Origin of the sequence: Aeromonas sp. R7-2, from assembly GCF_040908105.1 — a bacterium.
In the GTDB taxonomy this organism is placed as follows: domain Bacteria; phylum Pseudomonadota; class Gammaproteobacteria; order Enterobacterales; family Aeromonadaceae; genus Aeromonas; species Aeromonas caviae.
The window spans coordinates 38,399-59,298 of sequence record NZ_JBFODC010000021.1; the positions used below are offsets into that span (position 1 = coordinate 38,399).

A 20,900-nucleotide genomic window follows, 5' to 3' on the forward strand; every position below is an offset into this window, starting at 1 on the left:
AGAATAAATAACGGAATTACCAGACAAGTCAGAATCACGAAGTAAAAAGCCCTATCCATCTGGACGGCTATCTTGACCCGGGCGGGCCGACTCACTACTGTTGGCCCCCCATGGTGGCAGGATGCCCGCCCTGTGCCCGCCTTGGAGGCGCCACAGGCAACGACAGGAGGTCATTGTTCAAGTTTCGAGGAACACATGATCCAGACCCAACCCCGTGCCAGAGCCCTGCTGCCCCTTCTGGTCTTTCTTGCCCTCTTCATCGGTACCGGTACCTGGCTGACCCTGCAGGGGGTCGAGTTCGCCTTCTACCAGCTCCCCGCCCCCGTTGCCGCCCTGCCCGCCGTCATGCTGGCCCTGCTGATGGGACGCGAGGGGTTCAACAAGAACCTCGAGACCTTCTTCAAGGGGGTGGGCGAGAGCAACATCATGGCCATGTGCCTCATCTATTTGCTGGCGGGCGCCTTCGCCACCGTGGCCAAGGCCACCGGCGGGGTGGATGCCACGGTCGCCCTCGGCCTCTCCCTCATTCCGGGCTGGTGCCTGCTGCCGGGGCTCTTCCTCATCTCTGCCTTCATTGCCACCGCCATGGGTACCTCCATGGGCACCATCGGCGCCGTGGCACCGGTGGCGCTGGGCGTCGCCCAGGCCGCCGGCATCGATCCGATGCTGATGGCGGGGACCATCCTCTCCGGCGCCATGTTCGGGGACAACCTCTCCATCATCTCAGACACCACCATCGCCGCCACCCGCAGCCAGGGCTGCGAGATGAAGGACAAGTTTCGCGAGAACATCAAGATTGCCGCCCCCGCCGCCGTGCTGGTGATCCTGCTCTATCTGGTGCTGGGCTCCACCGGTGAAGCGCCGGCCCCCACCGCCGGGGCGGACTTGCTCAAGGTCGCCCCCTATCTGCTGATCCTGGTGCTTGCCCTCTCTGGCATGAACGTCTTCATGGTACTGGGGCTCGGCATCCTGGCGGCCGGTGGCGTGGGGCTGCTTGGCAGCTACTCTCTCGGCCAGTTCAGCAAGGACATCTATCAGGGCTTTACCAGCATGCAGGAGATCTTCCTGCTCTCCATGCTCATCGGCGGTCTGGGTGCCCTGATGGAACGCCAAGGGGGGCTCGCATGGATAAGTGAGCGCATCGCCGCCCTGATTGCCCGCTTCACCCGCCACCACGATGGCGAGCAGAACGAAAAGGCGGCCGAGCTCGGCATCGCCGGCGTGGTGAGCCTCACCAACCTGTGCACCGCCAACAACACTGTCGCCATCATAGTCGCGAGCAAGGTGGCCAGGGATCTGGCGGATCATCACGGTGTCACCCCGCGCCGCGCCGCCTCCATGCTGGACATCTTCTCCTGCGTGGTACAGGGGCTGATCCCCTGGGGCGCCCAGGCGCTGCTGCTGGGTTCCATCTTCGCCCTCTCGCCGATCCTGGTCGTGAGCATGAGCTTCTACCCCATGGCGCTGGCACTGGCCGCCATCGTGGCCGTCTTCCTCAAGCACCAGATGGGCGCAGTGGCTCCCGCCCCCCACCGTTCCTGACACCCGACCTCAGGGGCCGCCCGGCTGGCGGCCCCGCCATCGGCTTTTCATCCCGTCGGCCCCTTGCTAAGGTAGCGCCAGCCCACCTTTGCCCAGGAGTCCCCATGCCGGATACCCAACCCGAACGCCAGAACCTGCGCCAGCTCATTCGCCAGCGCAGAAAAAGCCTGAGCCAGGCCGAGCAGCAGGCGGCGGCCCAACAGCTGGTCGAACGCTTCCAGGAACACCCCGGCATCCTCGCGGCCAGGCGCATCGCCCTCTATCTGGCCAACGACGGGGAGCTCGATCCCCTGCCCGCCATCCACTGGCTGTGGGCCCTGCAAAAGGAGGTCTACCTGCCGGTGCTACACCCCTTCACCCCGGGTCACCTGCTCTTCTTGCGCTACACCGCCACCACCCCCATGACCCGCAACCGCTACGGCATCGCCGAGCCCGAGCTCGACGTGCAGCAGGTGCTGCCCCACAGCATGCTGGACATCATCTGCACCCCGCTGGTGGCCTTCGATGAGGCTGGCAACCGCCTCGGCATGGGGGGCGGCTACTACGATCGCACCCTCGCCTGCTGGCACGAGCACCAGCTCGGCCCAAGACCCCTGGGGCTCGCCCACGACTGCCAGCAGGTGGATGCCGTCCCCCGGGAGCAGTGGGACGTGCCGCTCCCCCAGATCATCACCCCCAGCCGCAGCTGGCACTTTGCCTGATCAGGCGGGGGCGCCCCCTTCGGTTCAATAAACAGGCAAACGATTTACATCTTGGGGATTTTTGCGCCGGAACGTGAGCACCATGGTCGCTCTGGGGGGGATGCTTGGATATAATGCGCCCGCTTTTTCCATAAGGATCCATCATGACTCAAGATGAAATGAAGAAGGCGGCCGGTTGGGCTGCGCTCAAATACGTGGTACCCGGCACCATCGTCGGGGTGGGCACCGGCTCTACCGTCAATCACTTCATCGACGCACTGGCGACCATGAAAGACCAGATCAAGGGCGCGGTGTCGAGCTCCATCGCCTCCACCGAACGCCTCAAGGGTCTCGGCATCCCGGTGTTTGACCTCAACGACATCGATGCCCTCTCCGTCTACGTGGATGGTGCCGACGAGATCAACGCCAGCCGCGACATGATCAAGGGGGGCGGCGCCGCCCTGACCCGCGAGAAGATCGTCGCCGCCGTGGCCGACCAGTTCATCTGCATCATCGACAACACCAAGACCGTCGACGTGCTGGGCACCTTCCCCCTGCCGGTGGAAGTGATCCCCATGGCCCGCGAATACGTGGCCCGCGAGATCCGCGCCCTTGGCGGCAACCCGGTGTGGCGTGAAGGGGTGGTGACCGACAACGGCAACATCATCCTGGACGTCAAGGGCATGGTCATCACCGATGCCAAGGCTCTGGAAACCCGCCTCAACAGCATCGTGGGCGTGGTCACCAACGGCCTGTTCGCCCACCGTGGCGCCGACGTTGTGCTGATCGGCACCCCCGAGGGTGTGATCACCAACTAAGGCCCGCTCCCCGGACCTCTCCCTCCGGGCAAGCCCCCGCCCGGGTCAGTCAATCTGACTGCCCCAAATGGACAACGGCGCCTCATGGCGCCGTTTCTGGTTATCCCTCAATGGGTTGTAGCAGCACATCTGCAACAATCGTTGATAACTTCAAAGAATTTGACTTTCGTCACAAATATTCCCTCTCCCAAACGTTTTTGCTACTTTACGGTTTTCTTCACACTGCAAGCCTGAACGCATTTTTCAAAACAATAGAGGGAACGTCATGACAGCCAAGTTTTCGCTGGACAAGGATAAGATCAAGGTACTGCTGCTGGAGGGAGTCCATCCCAACACGGTGGAGACCTTTCGGGCAGCCGGCTACACCAATGTGGAATATCTGAAGACGTCCCTGTCGGAAGAGGAGTTGATCGAGCGCATTCGTGACGTGCATTTCGTGGGCCTGCGTTCACGCACCCAGATCACCGACAAGGTGCTGGATGCCGCCACCAAGCTGGTGGCCATCGGCTGCTTCTGCATCGGCACCAACCAGGTCTCCCTCGACGCCGCCCACGTGCGCGGCATCCCCGTCTTCAACGCCCCCTTCTCCAACACCCGCTCCGTGGCCGAACTGGTACTGGGGGAGATCCTGCTGCTGCTGCGCGGCATTCCCGAGAAGAACGCCAAGTGCCATCGCGGCGTTTGGGAGAAGCTGGCCAACCGCAGCGTCGAAGCCCGCGGCAAGAAGCTCGGCATCATCGGCTACGGCCACATCGGCACCCAGCTTGGCATCATCGCCGAGATGATCGGCATGAAGGTCTATTACTACGACATCGAGAACAAGCTCTCCCTTGGCAACGCCATCCAGGTGCCGAACCTGGTGGAACTGCTCAACATGTCTGACGTCATCAGCCTGCACGTACCGGAAACCGCCTCCACCAAGGATCTCATCGGTGCAGAGCAACTTCGCATGATGAAACCGGGCGCCATCTTCATCAACGCCTCCCGCGGCACCGTGGTGGACATCGACGCCCTGGCCGACGTCATCAAGAGCGGCCACCTCTCCGGCGCCGCCATCGACGTCTTCCCGGTGGAGCCCAAGTCCAACGACGAGGAGTTCCTCACCCCGCTGCGCGGCCTGGACAACGTGATCCTGACCCCCCACATCGGCGGCTCCACCCAGGAAGCCCAGGAGAACATCGGTCTGGAAGTGGCCAACAAGCTGGTCAAATACTCCGACAACGGCTCCACCCTCTCCGCGGTCAACTTCCCGGAAGTCTCCCTGCCCGGCCACAAGGGCTCCAGCCGCCTGCTGCACATTCACCGCAACCAGCCCGGCGTGATGAACCAGATCAACCAGATCTTCGCCGACGAGGGGATCAACATCGCCGGTCAGTACCTGCAGACCAGCAGCGAGATCGGTTACGTGGTCATCGACGTCGAAACCGAGCACAGCGAGAAGGCCTTGGCCCGTCTCAAAGAAATCAATGGCACCATCCGTGCCCGGATCCTGCACTGATAAGCCCTTATCTGCGCAGCAAAAAGCCCGTCGTGATGACGGGCTTTTTTATGTCAGGAGAAAGGTTGCTCTCGTAACCTACCACCAGCCCAGCAGGTTGCGGCCCACCAGGGCGCCCCACACCAGGGCATTGAGGGCCAGAGCGATGAAGACGGCGGCGGAGCCCAGATCCTTGGCGCGGCCCGAGAGTTCGTGATGCTCGGAGCCGATGCGATCCACCACCGCCTCCACGGCGGAGTTGAGCACCTCGATGATCACCACCAGCCAGCTGATGCAGACGAGCAGCAGGATCTCGTTGAGGGAGTCACCTATCCAGAATGCCAGCGGCATCAGCAGCAGGATGAGCAGCAGCTCCTGACGGAAGGCGGCCTCGTTGATCCAGGCCGATTTGAGACCTTTCATGCTGTAACCGGTTGCGTTGATGATGCGGGTGATCCCGGTCGCGCCTGGCTTTGCCACGATAACTACCTCATTTGAAATGGCTTTTGGGTTCACATCCTATCAGAGCCGCCCAAGGTTTCCATCGGGTGACTTTTGCTTTATTTTATTCCCTTGCATTTTGGCATCCCGCCCACCTTATCCACTCGAGAATTGAGTCGTATGTCCATTCACACCGATGAATTGCGCACCCGTCGCCTGGAGGCCCTGATCACCCCCAGCGAGCTGGCGCACGCCTTCCCGTTAACCGACACCATCGCCCAGAACCTGCTGGATGCCCGCCGCCAAGTGGAAGCCATTCTGTCCGGTGAGGATCAGCGCCTGCTAGTCATCGTCGGCCCCTGCTCCATCCACGATCCCGCCGCCGCCCACGAATACGCCCTGCGTCTGAACACCCTGCGTGAAGAGTACAAAGAGAGCCTGTGCATCGTGATGCGCACCTACTTCGAGAAGCCGCGCACCATCGTCGGCTGGAAGGGGCTCATCAATGATCCGCGCCTGGACGGCAGTTTCGACGTCAATGAAGGGCTGAAACTGGCCCGCAAGCTGCTGGTGGACATCAACGAGACCGGCATGCCCACCGCCACCGAGTTCCTCGACATGGTGACCGGCCAGTACATCAGCGATCTCATCACCTGGGGCGCCATCGGGGCGCGCACCACCGAGTCCCAGGTTCACCGGGAGATGGCCTCCGCCCTCTCCTGCCCGGTGGGGTTCAAGAACGGCACCGACGGCAACACCCGCATCGCCATCGATGCGGTGCGCGCCGCCCGTCACAGCCACATCTTCTACTCCCCGGACAAGGACGGCAAGATGACCATCTACCGCACCGCCGGCAACCCCTACGGCCACGTGATCCTGCGCGGCGGCCACAGGCCCAACTACGACACCGCCAGCATCGACGAGGCGTGCGAGGCTCTGGCCCAGGTGGGCCTGCCGGAGCGCCTGGTGGTGGACTTCAGCCACGGCAACAGCATGAAGGATCATCGCCGCCAACTGCTGGTGGCCCAGGATATCTGCGATCAGCTGCGCCGCGGCCGCACCGGCATCGCCGGCATCATGGCCGAGAGCTTCCTGGTGGAAGGGCGTCAGGACGTGGAGAACGGCTGTGCCGCCACCTTCGGCCAGAGCATCACCGATGCCTGTCTGTCGTGGAGTGACACCGAAACCCTGCTGGCCATGCTGGCAGAAGCCGCCCAGGTGCGGCTGGACAAGCAGAAAGCCTGAGCAACCGCTCAACGCTCTCTCTACCAATTCAAAGAGCCAGGCATCACGGATGCCTGGCTCTTTTCATTTCCACAGTGATTCACTCGCCCCCTTGGCTTCACTCAGCCTCTGCAGGTTTTCAATGCTGTATCCGTAGTCGACGGAACGGCTCCCTTCTCCCACTTGTTTCAAAAGAATGGGAGAAGGGCTGGGGATGAGGGGGAAGACCGCCTCAAAGACTCGGCATAAACCAGATGCGGCCGGCCGCCTCGATGCGATCGGTGCGGATCTGGAACACCCGCTCCAGCAGCGCCTCGTCGATGATCCCGACGTCCCCTTCCCCCACCACGCGGCCCTGTTGCAGGCAGAGCACGCGATCCGCCCAATCGATGGCCAGATTGATGTCGTGGATGGCCACCACCACCAGCAATCCCTGCGCGGCCAGTTGCTTGAGCAGCCGCAGCAGCGCCATCTGGTGATGCAGATCCAGCCCCGCCAGGGGTTCATCCAGCAGCAGCACCCGCCCGGTCGGATTGAGGCTTGGCCACAGTTGCAGCAGGGTGCGGGCGATCAGCACCCGCTGCTGCTCCCCCCCGGACAATCGGCTGAAGTCCCGTGCCAGCAGAGGCGCCAGTTCCAGGGCGTCGCACACATCCGCCACCGCCTGCGCCTGGGCATCGGGGCCCCCCTCCTCCAGCCCCAGGCTCAGCACCTGGAACACCGGGATGTGGAACAGCTGGGGCTGGCGCTGGGGCAGCATGGCGCGCCGCGTTGCAAGCTCGGGCCAGCTCAGGGTCGTGATGGCCTCTCCCCCCAGCAAGACGGCGCCATCGGCGGGCAGCAGGCCCGCCAGTGCCCCGAGCAGGGAGGACTTGCCGCTGCCGTTGGGGCCGAGCAGGGCCACCAGCTGACCGCCGGACCAGGTGAGATCCAGGGGAGCGAGGCGATGGGGGATGGCCAGGGCGCGGGCCTCCAGCCGCCAGGGGGCGGGATCAGCGGGACACATCGGCATCTTGCCTCAGCAGCAGATAGATAAAGAGCGGGGCGCCCACCGAGGCGGTGATGACCCCGATGGGCAACTCACCGGCGTGCAGCGCCGAGCGGGCCACCAGATCGGCCCCGAGCAGCAGGGCGCCACCCCCAAGCGCCGAGGCGGGCAGCAGGAAGCGCTGATCGCTGCCACCGCACAGGCGCAGCAGGTGAGGCACCACCAGGCCGACGAAACCGATGACGCCGCACAGGGAGACCGCCACCCCGGTCAGCAGGCAGACCGCCAGCACCAGGCGTACCCGCATGCTGTCCACGTTCAACCCCATAAGGCGGGCCTGGGTCTCCCCCAGCAGCAGTTGTTGCAGTGCCCGCCCCTGCCAGCAGAGCCAGCCGAGGGTGAGGGGCAGCACCAGCCACCACCAGGCAAGCTGCTGGCTGCCGTAGGCGAGGCTGCCCATCATCCAGAACATGAATTCCCGCAAGGAGCCGTCGTCGGCGAAATACATCAGCCAGGTCATGGCCGCATTGGTAAGGATGCCGATGGCGACCCCGAACAGCAGCAGCCGCCCATGGCCGAGCCGTGCCCGGCGTGCGAGACGGATGAGCAGCATGGTCACCACCAGGGCGCCGCCAAAGGCCGCCAGCGACAACCCCCAACCTGGCAGATAGAGCCCGAGCCCCTTGGCCACCGCCATCGCCACCATGGCGGCCAGCCCAGCGCCGCTCGAGACGCCAAGCAGGCCGGGTTCCGCCACCGGGTTGTGCAGCATCACCTGGAGCACGGCACCACCGCAGGCAAGGGAGGCCCCCGCCAGCAGGGCCAGCAGGGCGCGCGGCAGGCGCAGCTCCAGCAGGATGCGCAGCTCCAGATCCCCCAGCGGCTGCCAGGGCAGCAGCACGAACTCCCCGAGGGCGAGGGAGAGCAGGAACAGGGCCAGGGTCAGCAGCGACAGCAGGAGCAGCCAGCGGCGCTGCCAGCGCTGCTGGCGACGGATGAGAGCGAGATACACGGGATCCCCAAGAAGCGAGGCCCGCCGGGGGGCAGGCAGGAAAGCTGCATGATAACAGCGCGTTACCACCCAAGGTCAAGGCTGGTAGGGCTTGGCCAGCGCCGCTATCTCGCCGCTCTCCACCATGGCTTGCAACGCCTGCGCCAGCTTGGGGCCCAGCTCGTGGTGGGGTGAGTGCTTGCTCATCCCGAGGTAGAGCACCACCGGGTTGGGGGGCTGGAAGGGCGCCTTGACGAGGCCGGCGTCGTTGTGCTGGCTCAGGGCGTAATCCACCTGGCAGTCGGTCCCTATCATCAGGGGCAGGTGGCCCCGCTCCACCATGCGCTGCAACTGGTCTTCGGTGGGGACCCCGTGCTTGTCGAGCCCGGCGTCGCCATCGAAGGGGGGGAAGTAGGCGGAGTTGAGCACATAGCCAATCTCGCGGCCCCGCAGATCCTCGTAGCGCCTGAGGCCGGCCACGGCGGCGGGCTTGCCATAGAAGGCAGGCCGGCACTGGTAATAGGACGGCTGCAGGTAGTCGATGAAGGCGGCCCGCTCCTCGGTGTGAGCCAGCCCTATCATCAGATCCACCTGACCGGTCTGCATCTGTTTGAGTGCCCGTCCCCAGGGCACCCGTTTGAGGGTGAGCACAATGCCGCTGCGTGCCTGCAACTGGCGCAGAATGTCGATATCCAGCCCCTGGAAGTCGTCGTTCTCTGCCAGCATGCGAAACGGCGGCCAGACATCGGTGGCCACCGTCAGGGTCGGCGCACCTTGCGCCCAGCAGGCAAACAACAGACAAAGCGCACCCCAGCTTGTCTTGCCCATCCAGCTTTCGCCTTCTTTTGTTACATCCTTGTGAGCTAAAAATACCCTCAAGCACCACTTATGAAAACCCATGGAGTCGAGATAAAATGCATTGATTTAAAAGGAGAACCTAATGAACCCCATCATGACCAGTATCGGCCTGCTCATCTGCAGCAACGTCTTCATGACGTTTGCCTGGTACGCCCATCTCAAGAGCATGAATCACAAACCCTGGATCATCGCCGCCCTGGTGAGCTGGGGGATAGCCCTGTTCGAATACCTGTTGCAGGTGCCCGCCAACCGCATCGGCCACACCGTGCTCTCCGTCGGCCAGCTCAAGATCCTGCAGGAGGTGATCACCCTCACCGTGTTCGTTCCCTTCTCCATCTTCTATCTGAAAGAAGATCTGAAGTGGGACTACCTCTGGGCGGGTCTGTGCATCCTGGGCGCGGTCTTTTTTGTGTTCCGCGAAAAACTGACCGGCGCCTGAGGCTGTACACTCAAGCCATTCATCATCCCCCAGCCCTTTGAGCGACGAGGCCCCTCATGGAATTGAGAGACATGCTGCAGATCCTGGCCAAACAGGACGGTTCCGATCTCTATCTCTCCACCGGCGCCCCCCCCTGCGCCAAGTTCAACGGCGCCTTGCGCCCCCTCACCCAGGAGCCCCTGGGGCCGGGCGAGGTGGCCCGCATCGCCTACGACATCATGGATCTCGAGCAGAAACAGCAGTTCGAGAAAGAGCTGGAGATGAACCTCGCCATCTCCCTGCCCCAGATAGGCCGTTTTCGGGTCAACATCTTCAAGCAGCGCAATGAAGTCTCCCTGGTGGCGCGCAACATCAAGACCGAGATCCCCCGCTTCGAGGATCTCAAACTCCCTCCGGTGCTCCTCGACACCATCATGGAGAAGCGGGGTCTGGTGCTCTTCGTCGGCGGCACGGGGTCCGGCAAATCCACATCGCTCGCGGCCCTCATCGATCATCGCAACCGCAACAGCGGCGGCCACATCATCACCATCGAGGATCCGGTGGAGTTCGTCCATCGCCACCAGAAGAGCATCATCAACCAGCGGGAGGTGGGGGTGGATACCCGCAGCTTCCACGCGGCCCTGAAGAACACCCTGCGCCAGGCGCCGGACGTCATCCTCATCGGTGAAATCCGCGATCGGGAGACCATGGAGCATGCCCTCGCCTTCTCGGAAACCGGGCATCTGGCCATCTCCACCCTGCACGCCAACAACGCCAACCAGGCGCTGGATCGCATCATCAACTTCTTCCCGGAAGAGCGCAGACCCCAACTGCTCAACGACCTTGGCAACAACCTCAAGGCCTTTGTCTCCCAGCGGCTGGTGAAGACCACGGACGGCGGGCGCCGGGCGGCGGTGGAGGTAATGCTAGGAACCCACACGGTGCGCGATCTCATCAAGCGCGGCGAGTTTGGCGGCCTCAAGGAGATCATGGAAAAATCCAGGGCCCTTGGCATGGTGACCTTCGACAGCACCCTGTTCGATCTGGTGGTCGAGGGGGTGATCGACGAGGAGGAGGCGGTGAAGAACGCGGACTCCCAGAACAACCTGCGCCTCAAGATCAAACTCTGGCGGGAGAAGGGCCAGATTGGCAACAGCGCGGCGGCGAGCGGCTGGAGCCTGGAGCCCACCAAGGACGAGGGCGACCTCTTCTGAGACGGGCCCGGCGGCCACGAAAAAGGGAACCCTCGGGTTCCCTTTTGCATATGGGCAGGCATCAGCCCTTCTGGATCAGCCCTATCTGGCCGGGCTCGCACCACTCGAACGTCACCTCTTCGTGCTTGCCGCAGCAGGAGCCGCCACACAGGCGGCTCTCCCGCTTGGCGACGCGCCCCTTGCGCATCCAGACCCCGAGCATGGCCTCTACCGCATCCTCGGAGGTGTGAAAGTGGCGGGCCAGCGCCCGCCGGCTCACCTTCTTGTGAAGGGCCAGATAGTCCCCCAGTTCACGCAGGATCACAGAATACCCTCCCTCTCGGCGCACTCGCCCCTGACCATGAGCCCCTTCACAGGGTCACCACCTTGCGGGCGACGATGTCGCCGTGACGACGCCCCAGCCACCAGAGCAGCACCAGGGAGAACAGATAGCTCAGGCTCCAGACCAGGCTCTGCGCCGGGTGGGCGGCGAAGGTCGCCAGTTGATAGAAGAGGGTGGCGCACAGGAAGGCGACGTAGTTGCACCAGGCGGCGGTGAACAGGGCCCACTGACGACCGGTCTCTCGCACCAGAGCCCCCATGGCGGCGGCGCAGGGCATGTAGAGCAGCACGAACAGCAGGTAGGCAAAGGCCCCGGCCACACCGTCGAAGTGGGTCTGCATGTTGCCGTAGGTGGAGGTGTCCACCTCCTGGGCCTCGGCGGCCGCCTGCTTGTCCTCCAGATCCCCCACCTTGAGCCCCATGGGATCGGCGGGGTCGATGTCCGCCAGGTTGGCGGGAATGGTGGCCAGCGCCGCTTTCAGGCTGCCCAGCAGGGAGTATTCACTCTCCTCCTCATCACCGGCGCCGCCGGCGTAGAGGCTGTTGAGGGTAGCGACCACCGCCTCCTTGGCAAAGATGCCGGTGAGGATGCCCACCGTGGCCTGCCAGTTGTCGTCCCGCACGCCTATGGGATGCAGCACCGGGGTCACGGACTGGCTCAGCTTGCTCAGCACCGAGTTCTCCTGATCCTGGTTGCCGAAGCTGCCGTCGGTGCCGAGGGAGTTGAGCACGCTCAGCACCGCCACCATCAGGACGATGGTCTTACCCGCGCCGAAGATGAAGCCCTTGAGTTTCTGCCAGGTGCGCAGCCCCACGTCCACCGGACGGGGCCACTCGTAATCGGGCATCTCCATCACCATGGAGTCGCTCTTGCCCGGCAGCAGGGTGCTGCGCAGGAAGAGGCCGGTGAGCACCGCCACCAGGATGCCGAACAGATAGAGACCGAACACCAGGTTCTGCCCCGACTCGGGGAAGAAGGCCACCGCGAACAGGGCGTAGACCGGCAGACGGGCGCCGCAGGACATGAAGGGCGCCATGGCCGAGGTCATCAGCCGCTCGCGCTCCGACCCCAGGGTGCGAGTCGCCATCACCGCGGGCACGGTGCAGCCAAAGCCCATCAGCATGGGGACGAAGGCCTTGCCGGGCAGGCCGAGGCGACGCATCAGGGCATCCACCACGAAGGCGGCACGAGCCAGATAGCCGGAGCTCTCCAGCACCGCGAGGAAGAGAAAGAGGCAGCCCACCACGGGGATGAAGGTCGCCACCGTCTGCAAACCGGCACCCACGCCGTCCGCGAGCACGGCTCCCAGCCAATCGGGGGCACTCATCAGCCCCAGCAGGTGGTGCACTCCGTCCACGAACAGGGCCCCCCCGAGGATGTCGAAAAAGTCGATGAAGGCGCTGCCCACCTTGATGGCGAACATGAACATCAGGTACATCACCAGCAGGAAGAAGGGGATGCCCACCCAGCGGTTGAGCAGCACCCTATCCAGCCGTTCGCTCTGGGCGACGGTGAGCTTGTCCTGATGACGGCACGCCTGCTGGCACCAGTGGTGGATATGGCCGTAGCGCAAATCAGCGAGTTGCAGGTCGATGTCCTGGGCGTGGTGGGCGCGGCTCACCACGTTGTCGGCCGCCGCCTGCTGCCCCGCCGCCAGGGTCTCCTGCATGGCGATGTCTTCCTCCAGCAGGCGCAGGGCGCGGCCACGGCGATGCAGATGATGGGGGGCAAGCAGGGTCTCCAGCTCGGCGATGTCCCCCTCGAGGGGCTGACCGTAGTCGAGCATCAGGGCGGGCTGGGACTGGCCGATAAACTGGTGGATCCCCTCTTTGAAGACCGCTACCTGCTGGCGATTGTGGGCCGAGAGCGACACCACGGGGCACCCCAGCGCCTTGGCGAGCAAGGCCTCGTCGATGGTGATGCGCCGCTTTTGCAGCAGATCCATCTTGTTGAGCACCACCACCATGGGCAGCCCCAGCTCCCGCAGTTGCAGGGTGAGGTAGAGGGAGCGCTCTAGGTTGGCGGCATCGATGACGTTGAGCAGCAGATCCGGCTGCTGGCGCTGGACGAAGCGACTGGCGATCTGCTCGTCCAGGCTCGCCTCCTGGTTGGCCAGGGCATAGATGCCGGGCAGGTCCACCAGGGTGTATTCCTGCCCGCGGGCAGCAAAGGCCCCCATCTTCTTGTCGACGGTGACCCCGCTCCAGTTCCCCACCTGCTGGCGGGAGCCGGTCAGGGCGTTGAACAGGGAGGTCTTGCCGCTGTTGGGATTGCCCACTGTGACCAGGTTGTAGCTCATACCGGCTCCACCTCGATTTGCTGGGCCAGACTCCGCTGCATGGAGAGGCAGATGCCCTGGCACTGGATCTGGAGCGGGTCCCCCAGGGGGGCGGCCCGCAGATAGAGGATCTCGGTCTGGGGCAGCAGCCCCATCACCATCAGCTTGCGCCGCAAGGCGCGGCCAAGGTGGTTCATGTGCGTGATGCGAGCGCTCTGTCCCGGCGACAGCTCTGTGAGTACCATGACGGGCTCCTGAAGTTAAACAAGAATAATTCGCTTTTAATGGGGGGATTATAAGCTGTGCCCTCAACATTTATTTGCGTAAAATCAAACTCCGCTTAGCTAACCGACAAAGTATTGCCATGAGTCACGACAACAACAGCCGCCTGGTCTATAGCACGGACGGCGGCATGATCAAGGAATCCGCCCCCGCCCAGCACGCCTCCCCCTTCCCCGCCGACGGGGTCGTGCGCATCCGCCGCGAGACCAAGGGACGCAAGGGGGCCGGGGTCATCAGCATCCACGGCGTTCCCGTCGACCAGCAGAAGGCCCTCGCCACCCTGCTCAAGAAGAAGTGCGGTACCGGCGGCGGTCTCAAGGAGGGGATCATCGAGATCCAGGGGGACAAACGGGACCTTATCAAGGCCGAACTGGAGAAGGCCGGCTTTCAGGTCAAGCTGGTGGGGGGATAATTCCCCATCCCGCGCCTTGCCTCACCGGGGGTTTTTCCCTAGAATGCCCGCTCCCATCGAGGGGGAGTAGTCTCGCCACGGACCCGTTTCGTGCGCGATCCTGATCAACATACTTGGTGCCAACTCACCATGGTCAGGGTGATCCGGGCAATGCCGGATTTGACAAGACCTTTGACGGGCCAGTGCCAAAACCGGGGACGGATGGCGCAGGCTTGTCTTTGGTTTATAACAATTCCGTCCCCCGGTCATTTTTATGGAAGCCTTGTTAACCTCCACCATCAGCGTTGCCATCGCCGAGATCGGCGACAAGACACAGCTGCTGGCCCTGTTGCTCATCTGTCGTTTTCGCAAACCCTGGCCCATCATCGCCGGCATGCTGGCTGCCACCCTGCTCAACCACGCGGGTGCCGCCTGGATAGGGGAATTCATCAGTCGCTGGATGGATCCCAAGGTGATGACCTGGCTGGTCGCTGGCGCCTTCATCGCCATGGCCGCCTGGATCCTGGTGCCGGACAAGATGGATGATGAAGAGAGTTCCCTGGACAAGTACGGCCCCTTCATGGCCACCTTCGTGCTCTTCTTCATCGCCGAGATCGGTGACAAGACCCAGATAGCCACCGTGCTGCTGGCAGCCAAGTACGACTCCCTGATCCAGGTGATCACCGGTACCACCCTCGGCATGATGCTGGCCAACGTGCCCGTGGTGCTACTCGGCAAGCTCGGGGCCGACAAGCTCCCCCTCAAGGGGATCCGCATTGCCTGCGCCATCCTCTTTGCGGGGCTTGGCATCTCCACCCTGATCTTCGCCTGACCTCCATAGAAGCCGACGGGGGATCAGCGTGAGCACTGATCGCCACCGCCGCCCCGGACGTCCTTCAGGCCCCCTCCTCACGGCGGGGGCCTTTTTAGTGCAAAGACATGGCCCCGTGCCGCGACCTGTGTCGCAGCGCCAACGGCGCCCCTGCCCCGAGACGCGGCGCCGTGCCATAATGCCTTATCTTTCAGGCATCACGGCTTCAGGAGCCCCCATGCACCTCACCTCAAGACAGACCCTGCTCGACTGGGTCAGGCGCGGCCGCCTGCCACGGGCCTCGCTGCCTGCCGCCCTGGCCCTGTGCGATCTGCCCCCCGGCCCTGCCCGCTGGCAGTGGCTGTTCGACAGGCTGCTGCTCTGGCTCGGCTGCCTCTGCCTTGGCGCCGGCCTCGTCTTCTTCGTCGCCTTCAACTGGCAGGCCCTGGGGCGCCTCTCACGTCTCGCACTGCTGGAGCTGCCGTTGCTCGCCATGCTCCTGGTGCTCTGGCGCAAACCCATGAGTGACACCCCGCGCCAGGCCCTGCTGCTCGCCCTGGCCCTCAACCTCGGCGCCCTGCTCGCCCTGGTGGGCCAGACCTACCAGACCGGCGCCGACCCCTGGCAGCTCTTCGCCACCTGGGCCTTGATGCTGCTGCCGCTGGCGGCCTTTGGCAGAAGCCCGCTGCTCTGGACCCTGGCCTGGCTGCTCGGTCAGCTCGCCCTGGTGCTCTACTGGCGGCTCGGCCTTCTCGATCTCTTCTTCTCCTTCAACGAGGAGGCCCTCGGCTGGTGCCTGACCCTGCTCAACGCCGCCCTCTGGGGTCTGCTCATCCTGGTGCCCGCCCGCTACGCCCTGATGCCCTCCTGGCTCGCGGGGCTGGCTGCGGGGCTCGGCATCACCCTGCTCACCCTGCTGGCCCTGTTCGATGCAGCCTCTCCCTGGGTCTGGCCTGCCTGGCTCGCCTGGCTCGGCGCCGCCTACCTGCGCTGGCACCACAGGTTCATCGCCGGGCTCGCCATGGGGTGCCTGAGCCTCATCGCCGTCATCCTCGCGGCCCTTGGCAAGTGGATGGAACCGGACATGAACGGCTTTTTGCTGCTGGCCCTCATCGCCATCGGCCTGTCGGTGATGGCCAGCCGCTGGCTGCAACAACAACGGAGGCAGCATGTCTGATCTCACCCCCTGGGAGCGCCTGCGTGCTGCCCAACTTGTGGAAGGGGATGCTCCCCGGGATGAACAGCCCCACTGGTCGGGCCGTTTTCTGCTCGGCATGGTGGGCTGGATAGCCGCCCTCTTCCTGCTCTTCTTCCTCTTCATGGCCTTCGAGCAGCTGACCCGCGACCCCAACAACGCCCTCACCATGGGGATGGTGCTGATGGCCGCCGCCCTCGGTCTCAACCGCATGGCGACCCGCAGCGATCTCTGGGATCAGTTCGTGCTGGCGCTGGCGCTGGCGGCAGATGCCTGGCTGCTCTACGGCCTGCTGGACAGGCTGGATCTGAACGTCGCGTGGCTCTGGTTCGGTCTGACCGCCTTCTCCCTCGGGGTGGCCGCCCTGTTCGAGCACTGGCTGATCAGGCTGTTCCACAGCTTCGCCGCCGCCATCCTGCTCACCCTCGCCCTCGCCTGCCTCGGCCTGCACCTGCTGGCCCTGCCGCTGGTGATGGGCGCCGTCGCCCTGTGCTGGCTGCAGGCGGAGCGCGATCCCGCCCGCCATCTGCTCTATGAATCCCTCACCCTGGGGCTGGCACTCTCCCTGCTGGTGCTGGGACGGCTGCACCACCCCCTGTGGGAGGGAGGCACCAGCGTGCTCAATGAGCTCGGCAGCTCCCGCCTGCCCCTCTGGCTCAATCCCCTGCTCTGCGCCGCCCTGCTGCTCGCGGTCATGGTTCGCCTCAGGCTGCCGCTGCGCTACGGGCTGCCGCTGGTGGTGATCAGCGCCATCATTCCCGGCATGGGGGCTGGCGCCCTGGTGCTGGTGCTCGGCTTCTACGCCGGCAGCCTGGCCCTGATGACCCTGGCAGGCCTCCTGCTGCTCGGCTTTGGCTCCCTCTATTACTACGATCTGGGGCTGACCCTGATGACTAAGTCCTGGCTGCTGCTCGCCTCGGGGGCCCTGCTGCTCGGTACCCGTCAGTGGCTCAAGCACCTTCACAACGGGAGCCCCTCATGAGACGCCTCGCCTTTTTGCTGACCGGTCTTGCCCTGCTCGCCGGCATCAACGCCACCGTCTGGCGCTTCGAGCACGCCATGAGCCAGGGGGAGGTGGTGCTGATCGAGCTGGCACCGGTCGACCCCCGCTCCCTGATGCAGGGGGACTACATGCGCCTGAACTACGCCCTCGCCCGCCAGCTGGCGGGCCGCCAGGCCGCCGCCGGCCCCCACACCCTGGTCGTTCGCCTGGATGAACATCAGGTGGTGCACTGGGTGGAAGGGGGCAAGCCCGAGGCCCCGGGCCCGGGGGAGCGTCTGCTCAAGGTGCGCCAGCGCGACGGCCAGTGGTTTATCGGGCCTGACGCCTTCTTCTTCGAAGAGGGCACGGGAGATCAGTATGAGTCGGCCCGCTACGGCGAGTTTCGTCTGCAAGAGGATGGCAGCACCCTGCTGGTGGGGCTGAGGGATGAGGCGTTCACCCCCCTGGGTCACACCCGCCCGGCCTGGTAATAAAAAGAGGGCGCCGATCCGGTTGAGAGTGGCGAAATGATGACAACCCCCGACGGATAACGTATTCGCCGGGTGGCGAAACGCCGTGACTTGGCAACACTTGAAACTGGGCACTCGGCAGCAGGACGGTCAGGATGAACATAGACATTGCAGTCCCCCTTCGCAGACTGGTCGCTTGCGCCGCCCTCGCGGCCATGGTCTGGGGCACTCCCGCGACCCAGGCCAGCCCGGCGCTCGCCAGCCTGCACTACCTCACCGAAGAGTACAAACCCTACAACTTCACCGGGGAGGATGGCGCCCCGACCGGCTTTGCCATCGACCTGCTGCACCTGGTGTGGCAAAAGACCGGCACCCCTGTCCAGCCCGTCAGCATCCTGCCCTGGGCCAGGGGCTACTACCTGCTGACCCAGAAACCCAATGTGGTGCTCTTCTCCACCGCCCGCACCGAGGCGCGCAATCCCCTGTTCAAGTGGGCCTGCCCCATCGGCTATGCCGAGATAGTGCTGATGGGGCTCGCCAGTCGCCCCCTGACCTTGACCCGTCTGGAAGAGGCCCAGCGCTACACCATAGGCGCCGTGCGATCCGACGTGGGGGAGCAACTGCTGCTCAACGCTGGCTTCGACGAGCAGAAGATCATGACCGCCAACCGCCTCTCCCAGGCCCTGCGCATGCTCACCTCGGGCCGGGTCGATCTGGTCTCCAGCAACAAGTCCACCCTGCTGGATCTCATCAAGACCCAGCAGCTGGATCCTGCCCAGTTCGAGGTGCGCTGGATGTTGAGCTCCGAGCAGTACTGCTTCGCCTTCAGCCACCCGGTGGACGATGCCCTGGTCAGGGAGTTCCAGCTCGGCCTGACCCAGGTGCTGGCCAGCAGCGACTTCCAGCAGCTCCAGCACAAATACTTCCCCTCCCCCTGACCTTTTCCCCCGCCGGGGCCGCCATGGCCCCGGCCCGCCTTTGAGCCAGCGCACGAAACCCGTTTAATGTTCGCCACTTGCAACGACAAGGGGTGACGCAGACCGCCTCGGGTCCGTAATATAGGGCGCAGGAGCCTGTTGGCCCCTTTTTCACGGCAAGGGGCAGGGCGCACGGTGGCAGCGACAGTCAGGGGCGGCAGCGTGCCCGCTGGCCGCCTTCATCGGGCAGCGCCGCGCTCACGCCCTTCCCCGCCATCTCTCCGATCTCTTGGGAACACACATGCACAACACAGCGAAATGGTTGATGAGTCTCTCGGTCTGCGCCCTTCTGATGGCCTGCGGCGGTGACAAGACCACCGGCAAGGCCTGTCTCGGGTCAAACAACGACACCCTGGTGGAGGGGATGCAGGACAAATGCAAGGCGGGGGACATTGTCGCCACCAAGCACCCAGCCTATTTCTGCGATTTCAACTACGCGGTCACCTTCAACAGCTACAACTCCGCGATTTGCGTCTACTCCGGCGGTCTGAAGCCGGAGAGAACCACGGAAAAATCATAACTGGCGACCCATTTGCCCCGTCTGACACGAAGAGGGCGGCAGGATATGTGGTCAATGCCCGGGCGGCGGTGCCGCCCAGGCCATTCGGGGGCGGCTTCGCCCCTATTTCACCCGCATCAGACGGTGATGCTGCCCGGCGCACTCGAGCTGGAGCACCTGGGATCGGGCCATGGCCTCCACCCTGGCCAGCATCTCGGCGCTGTAGCCCTTGCGGCGCATCCATTGCAAGGGCTCCTCGAAGCCCCCTTCGTTGACCACGAAGGTATCTGTGTAGGACTCCTTGACGATGCTGACCACCCAGATGCGCTGCTGATACTCGCAGAGTCCGGCCACCAGGGTGGCCGCCCGCCCGGCCAGGGCGCGCACACGGCGGACAAGAAGATGAACCATGGTATGGGCTCCGAACTGATAAAAGGGAAAACAGACTGGCACCCGGGTGGACGCGCCACCCTGTGCCCTCTCAACCCGCCCCGCTCCTATCGCGGGGCAGACACCTGACTGGAAGGAGGCGGGTTCCCGCCCTCCCCTGCGGCCCGGCGCTGGCGCTTGACCGCATACATGCTCGCATCGGCCCGGTTCAGCGCCTCCTCGACGCTGACCTCGGCCGGCATCACGGCCACCGCCCCCACGCTGGCACCGGGATAATGGATCACCTTGTCCCCCACCGGCAGTGACAGCACGCTGTGCTCGAACAGGCGCTGGCGAAACGCCGCCACCGCCCCGTCCAGCGTGTCGGCGTCCGGGAAAGGCCCCATGCCCACGGCCACGAACTCGTCCCCCCCAAAGCGGGCCAGCAGATCGCCGCCGCGCAGGGTCTCCCCCAGTTGCCGCGCCATGGCGGTGAGCAGCCTGTCCCCCGCCTCGTGGCCATGCTCGTCGTTGATGGCCTTGAAGCCATCGAGATCCACAAAGGCGATGAGCACCGGATGCCCCGCCCGCTCCGACAACGAGAAGAGGCGGGTGAGCTCCAGCATCAGGGCGCGGCGGTTGGGGAGCCCGGTGAGGGGATCGGAGAGGGCCAGACGCGAGAGCTCGTCGTTGGCCTGCTGCAATTGCCGCAGCAGTTGCTCCCGCTCCACCTGTTCGGCAATCAGGTGCGCGAAGAAGGCAATGAGCTGCTGCGCCCCCGCCACCGCGGGTTTTTGTTCGGTACTGGCGCCGCACAGGGTGCCATAGAGGGAGCCGGTAGAGGTGCGCACCGGGCTGCTCAGATAGGAGCGAATGCCGAGCTCGCTGGCCGCCTGGGAGTCCCCCCACAGAGCGGCGACGTCGTCGGTGTAGCCAATCTCATCGTCGATGGCACGGCGACACAGGGTATCGCTCCACTCCACCGTCATCCCCTCAGGGATCTGCAGCCCGGCCGCATTGCGGGCAAACAGAACATGCTGGCTGCTTTGCCCGAGGTCAATCTCGGTAAGATAGGTCGACTCCAGCCCGGTCACCGACGCCAGCATCTCCAGCAAGGGGCGGGTCAGGCTCTCCAGATCCCGCGCGTTTATCATCTGCTCCGAGAGCGCCAGCAAAATTTTATCCATGCCTACCTCCACTACTGCGTGCATCTGATGGGCGACCACCTTAGCCAACTCGGGGCGGGCCCGACAAGCGGCAGACCGCGATTGACCGGGGGAAAGATCGATTTGTTCACATTTTGGCATAACCGGACCCCAAGCGGCGTCGCCATGCGAAACACAGGGGCACAACCCTGCCCTCGCCCCTGGGTGCCGGGTCGATTCCTGCCGCGTATTCGCCCACGGTCACCATCCCCTCGCCCCTTGCGGGAGAGGGTTAGGGTGAGGGGTGGGTAACGTCATTGCCTGGCGAATGCCGCCCCACGCCTCAATGGCACGGCTTCGCCGCGCAGGACACGAGGACTCCGTCCTCGACGGGGTTTCGGATTTGTCCCCTCTCCCCTTGGGGGAGAGGGCTAGGGTGAGGGGTGGGTAACGTCATTGCCTGGCGAATGCCGCACCACGCCTCAATGGCACGGCTTCGCCGCGCAGGACACGAGGACTCCGTCCTCG

Annotated in this window: 23 protein-coding genes; 14 read left to right on the forward strand and 9 right to left on the reverse strand. The window is 64.4% G+C overall.

Going from position 1 to position 20,900, the window contains the following annotated elements; genetic code table 11:
* The first annotated feature begins 195 nt into the window (after positions 1-195).
* From AB5Y47_RS07275 to serA, 4 genes are all read left to right on the forward strand, one after another.
* Positions 196-1,542, forward strand: coding sequence for a Na+/H+ antiporter NhaC family protein (locus AB5Y47_RS07275; RefSeq protein WP_010675191.1), 1,347 nt, complete (start codon positions 196-198; stop codon positions 1,540-1,542).
* A 104-nt stretch (positions 1,543-1,646) separates the two neighbouring features.
* Positions 1,647-2,243 (forward strand): 5-formyltetrahydrofolate cyclo-ligase, encoded by a 597-nt coding sequence (locus tag AB5Y47_RS07280; protein WP_010675192.1) that lies wholly within the window; start codon positions 1,647-1,649, stop codon positions 2,241-2,243.
* A gap of 143 nt (positions 2,244-2,386) precedes the next feature.
* Positions 2,387-3,040, forward strand: a complete 654-nt coding sequence (gene rpiA, locus AB5Y47_RS07285; protein ID WP_010675193.1) for a ribose-5-phosphate isomerase RpiA — start codon at positions 2,387-2,389, stop codon at positions 3,038-3,040.
* A gap of 265 nt (positions 3,041-3,305) precedes the next feature.
* Positions 3,306-4,538 (forward strand): phosphoglycerate dehydrogenase, encoded by a 1,233-nt coding sequence (gene serA, locus AB5Y47_RS07290; RefSeq protein ID WP_010675194.1) that lies wholly within the window; start codon positions 3,306-3,308, stop codon positions 4,536-4,538.
* Between the two features lie 78 nt (positions 4,539-4,616).
* Here the strand turns inward: serA and AB5Y47_RS07295 are convergent, their stop codons facing one another.
* Positions 4,617-4,997 (reverse strand): diacylglycerol kinase, encoded by a 381-nt coding sequence (locus AB5Y47_RS07295; protein ID WP_010675195.1) that lies wholly within the window; start codon positions 4,995-4,997, stop codon positions 4,617-4,619.
* A 141-nt stretch (positions 4,998-5,138) separates the two neighbouring features.
* On the opposite strand from AB5Y47_RS07295, the gene AB5Y47_RS07300 reads away from it, so the two are divergent.
* Positions 5,139-6,203, forward strand: a complete 1,065-nt coding sequence (locus AB5Y47_RS07300) for a 3-deoxy-7-phosphoheptulonate synthase (protein WP_010675196.1) — start codon at positions 5,139-5,141, stop codon at positions 6,201-6,203.
* A 211-nt stretch (positions 6,204-6,414) separates the two neighbouring features.
* Here AB5Y47_RS07300 and AB5Y47_RS07305 read toward each other — a convergent pair whose 3' ends face one another.
* The 3 genes from AB5Y47_RS07305 to AB5Y47_RS07315 form a co-directional block, all read right to left on the reverse strand.
* A complete protein-coding gene (locus AB5Y47_RS07305; protein ID WP_010675197.1) occupies positions 6,415-7,188 on the reverse strand; it encodes an ATP-binding cassette domain-containing protein in 774 nt (257 codons plus the stop codon).
* Positions 7,175-8,182, reverse strand: a complete 1,008-nt coding sequence (gene btuC / locus AB5Y47_RS07310; protein WP_010675198.1) for a vitamin B12 ABC transporter permease BtuC — start codon at positions 8,180-8,182, stop codon at positions 7,175-7,177. The genes AB5Y47_RS07305 and btuC overlap by 14 nt, the downstream gene beginning before the upstream one ends.
* A 75-nt stretch (positions 8,183-8,257) precedes the next feature.
* Positions 8,258-8,989 (reverse strand): ABC transporter substrate-binding protein, encoded by a 732-nt coding sequence (locus AB5Y47_RS07315; protein WP_010675199.1) that lies wholly within the window; start codon positions 8,987-8,989, stop codon positions 8,258-8,260.
* 112 nt (positions 8,990-9,101) lie between these two features.
* Here AB5Y47_RS07315 and AB5Y47_RS07320 point away from each other — a divergent pair, with 112 nt between their 5' ends.
* Together AB5Y47_RS07320 and tapW are read left to right on the forward strand one after the other, a co-directional pair.
* Positions 9,102-9,458 carry a DMT family protein gene (locus tag AB5Y47_RS07320; RefSeq protein WP_010675200.1) on the forward strand — a complete coding sequence of 119 codons (357 nt, stop codon included), beginning with the start codon at positions 9,102-9,104 and terminating at the stop codon, positions 9,456-9,458.
* 56 nt (positions 9,459-9,514) lie between these two features.
* Positions 9,515-10,651, forward strand: a complete 1,137-nt coding sequence (gene tapW, locus AB5Y47_RS07325) for a type IVa pilus ATPase TapW (RefSeq protein WP_029314740.1) — start codon at positions 9,515-9,517, stop codon at positions 10,649-10,651.
* Positions 10,652-10,712: 61 nt separating this feature from the next.
* Here tapW and AB5Y47_RS07330 read toward each other — a convergent pair whose 3' ends face one another.
* From AB5Y47_RS07330 to AB5Y47_RS07340, 3 genes are read right to left on the reverse strand one after another with little or no spacing between them, the layout of a single operon-like run.
* Entirely contained in the window at positions 10,713-10,955 is a 243-nt protein-coding gene (locus AB5Y47_RS07330) for a FeoC-like transcriptional regulator (RefSeq protein ID WP_010675202.1), read from the reverse strand.
* 46 nt (positions 10,956-11,001) lie between these two features.
* A complete protein-coding gene (gene feoB / locus AB5Y47_RS07335) occupies positions 11,002-13,272 on the reverse strand; it encodes a Fe(2+) transporter permease subunit FeoB (protein WP_368220069.1) in 2,271 nt (756 codons plus the stop codon).
* Complete coding sequence (locus AB5Y47_RS07340) at positions 13,269-13,496, reverse strand: FeoA family protein (RefSeq protein ID WP_010675204.1); 228 nt, start codon at positions 13,494-13,496, stop codon at positions 13,269-13,271. Before AB5Y47_RS07340 ends, feoB begins: the two co-directional genes overlap by 4 nt.
* A 119-nt stretch (positions 13,497-13,615) precedes the next feature.
* Between AB5Y47_RS07340 and AB5Y47_RS07345 the strand changes: the two genes are divergently transcribed.
* The 7 genes from AB5Y47_RS07345 to AB5Y47_RS07375 all read left to right on the forward strand — a co-directional run bounded on the left by AB5Y47_RS07345 (position 13,616) and on the right by AB5Y47_RS07375 (position 18,879).
* Complete coding sequence (locus AB5Y47_RS07345; protein ID WP_010675205.1) at positions 13,616-13,945, forward strand: translation initiation factor; 330 nt, start codon at positions 13,616-13,618, stop codon at positions 13,943-13,945.
* 253 nt (positions 13,946-14,198) lie between these two features.
* On the forward strand, positions 14,199-14,756 hold the full coding sequence (locus tag AB5Y47_RS07350) for a TMEM165/GDT1 family protein (protein ID WP_010675206.1): 558 nt from the start codon (positions 14,199-14,201) through the stop codon (positions 14,754-14,756).
* 217 nt (positions 14,757-14,973) lie between these two features.
* Positions 14,974-15,912, forward strand: a complete 939-nt coding sequence (locus tag AB5Y47_RS07355) for a DUF2157 domain-containing protein (RefSeq protein ID WP_368220070.1) — start codon at positions 14,974-14,976, stop codon at positions 15,910-15,912.
* Positions 15,905-16,912, forward strand: a complete 1,008-nt coding sequence (locus AB5Y47_RS07360) for a DUF4401 domain-containing protein (RefSeq protein WP_042014995.1) — start codon at positions 15,905-15,907, stop codon at positions 16,910-16,912. Before AB5Y47_RS07355 ends, AB5Y47_RS07360 begins: the two co-directional genes overlap by 8 nt.
* On the forward strand, positions 16,909-17,403 hold the full coding sequence (locus AB5Y47_RS07365; protein ID WP_010675209.1) for a GDYXXLXY domain-containing protein: 495 nt from the start codon (positions 16,909-16,911) through the stop codon (positions 17,401-17,403). Before AB5Y47_RS07360 ends, AB5Y47_RS07365 begins: the two co-directional genes overlap by 4 nt.
* A 194-nt stretch (positions 17,404-17,597) precedes the next feature.
* Positions 17,598-18,320, forward strand: a complete 723-nt coding sequence (locus AB5Y47_RS07370) for an ABC transporter substrate-binding protein (protein WP_029314741.1) — start codon at positions 17,598-17,600, stop codon at positions 18,318-18,320.
* Between the two features lie 280 nt (positions 18,321-18,600).
* Positions 18,601-18,879: a hypothetical protein gene (locus AB5Y47_RS07375; protein ID WP_029314742.1), complete on the forward strand. Its 279-nt coding sequence runs from the start codon at positions 18,601-18,603 to the stop codon at positions 18,877-18,879.
* Positions 18,880-18,981: 102 nt separating this feature from the next.
* Here the strand turns inward: AB5Y47_RS07375 and AB5Y47_RS07380 are convergent, their stop codons facing one another.
* Both AB5Y47_RS07380 and AB5Y47_RS07385 read right to left on the reverse strand, forming a co-directional pair.
* Complete coding sequence (locus tag AB5Y47_RS07380) at positions 18,982-19,269, reverse strand: hypothetical protein (protein WP_010675212.1); 288 nt, start codon at positions 19,267-19,269, stop codon at positions 18,982-18,984.
* 86 nt (positions 19,270-19,355) lie between these two features.
* Complete coding sequence (locus tag AB5Y47_RS07385; RefSeq protein ID WP_319911273.1) at positions 19,356-20,414, reverse strand: sensor domain-containing diguanylate cyclase; 1,059 nt, start codon at positions 20,412-20,414, stop codon at positions 19,356-19,358.
* Positions 20,415-20,900 lie beyond the last annotated feature (486 nt).

Excerpts from the sequence above, each read along its gene's own strand:
- AB5Y47_RS07275 (WP_010675191.1), top strand. The coding sequence starts at position 196 with ATGATCCAGACCCAACCCCGTGCCAGAGCCCTGCTGCCCCTTCTGGTC.
- AB5Y47_RS07280 (WP_010675192.1), top strand. The coding sequence starts at position 1,647 with ATGCCGGATACCCAACCCGAACGCCAGAACCTGCGCCAGCTCATTCGC.
- rpiA (WP_010675193.1), top strand. The coding sequence starts at position 2,387 with ATGACTCAAGATGAAATGAAGAAGGCGGCCGGTTGGGCTGCGCTCAAA.
- serA (WP_010675194.1), top strand. The coding sequence starts at position 3,306 with ATGACAGCCAAGTTTTCGCTGGACAAGGATAAGATCAAGGTACTGCTG.
- AB5Y47_RS07300 (WP_010675196.1), top strand. The coding sequence starts at position 5,139 with ATGTCCATTCACACCGATGAATTGCGCACCCGTCGCCTGGAGGCCCTG.
- AB5Y47_RS07305 (WP_010675197.1), bottom strand. The coding sequence starts at position 7,188 with ATGTGTCCCGCTGATCCCGCCCCCTGGCGGCTGGAGGCCCGCGCCCTG.
- AB5Y47_RS07315 (WP_010675199.1), bottom strand. The coding sequence starts at position 8,989 with ATGGGCAAGACAAGCTGGGGTGCGCTTTGTCTGTTGTTTGCCTGCTGG.
- AB5Y47_RS07320 (WP_010675200.1), top strand. The coding sequence starts at position 9,102 with ATGAACCCCATCATGACCAGTATCGGCCTGCTCATCTGCAGCAACGTC.
- tapW (WP_029314740.1), top strand. The coding sequence starts at position 9,515 with ATGGAATTGAGAGACATGCTGCAGATCCTGGCCAAACAGGACGGTTCC.
- feoB (WP_368220069.1), bottom strand. The coding sequence starts at position 13,272 with ATGAGCTACAACCTGGTCACAGTGGGCAATCCCAACAGCGGCAAGACC.
- AB5Y47_RS07340 (WP_010675204.1), bottom strand. The coding sequence starts at position 13,496 with ATGGTACTCACAGAGCTGTCGCCGGGACAGAGCGCTCGCATCACGCAC.
- AB5Y47_RS07345 (WP_010675205.1), top strand. The coding sequence starts at position 13,616 with ATGAGTCACGACAACAACAGCCGCCTGGTCTATAGCACGGACGGCGGC.
- AB5Y47_RS07350 (WP_010675206.1), top strand. The coding sequence starts at position 14,199 with ATGGAAGCCTTGTTAACCTCCACCATCAGCGTTGCCATCGCCGAGATC.
- AB5Y47_RS07355 (WP_368220070.1), top strand. The coding sequence starts at position 14,974 with ATGCACCTCACCTCAAGACAGACCCTGCTCGACTGGGTCAGGCGCGGC.
- AB5Y47_RS07360 (WP_042014995.1), top strand. The coding sequence starts at position 15,905 with ATGTCTGATCTCACCCCCTGGGAGCGCCTGCGTGCTGCCCAACTTGTG.
- AB5Y47_RS07365 (WP_010675209.1), top strand. The coding sequence starts at position 16,909 with ATGAGACGCCTCGCCTTTTTGCTGACCGGTCTTGCCCTGCTCGCCGGC.
- AB5Y47_RS07370 (WP_029314741.1), top strand. The coding sequence starts at position 17,598 with ATGGTCTGGGGCACTCCCGCGACCCAGGCCAGCCCGGCGCTCGCCAGC.
- AB5Y47_RS07375 (WP_029314742.1), top strand. The coding sequence starts at position 18,601 with ATGCACAACACAGCGAAATGGTTGATGAGTCTCTCGGTCTGCGCCCTT.
- AB5Y47_RS07380 (WP_010675212.1), bottom strand. The coding sequence starts at position 19,269 with ATGGTTCATCTTCTTGTCCGCCGTGTGCGCGCCCTGGCCGGGCGGGCG.
- AB5Y47_RS07385 (WP_319911273.1), bottom strand. The coding sequence starts at position 20,414 with ATGGATAAAATTTTGCTGGCGCTCTCGGAGCAGATGATAAACGCGCGG.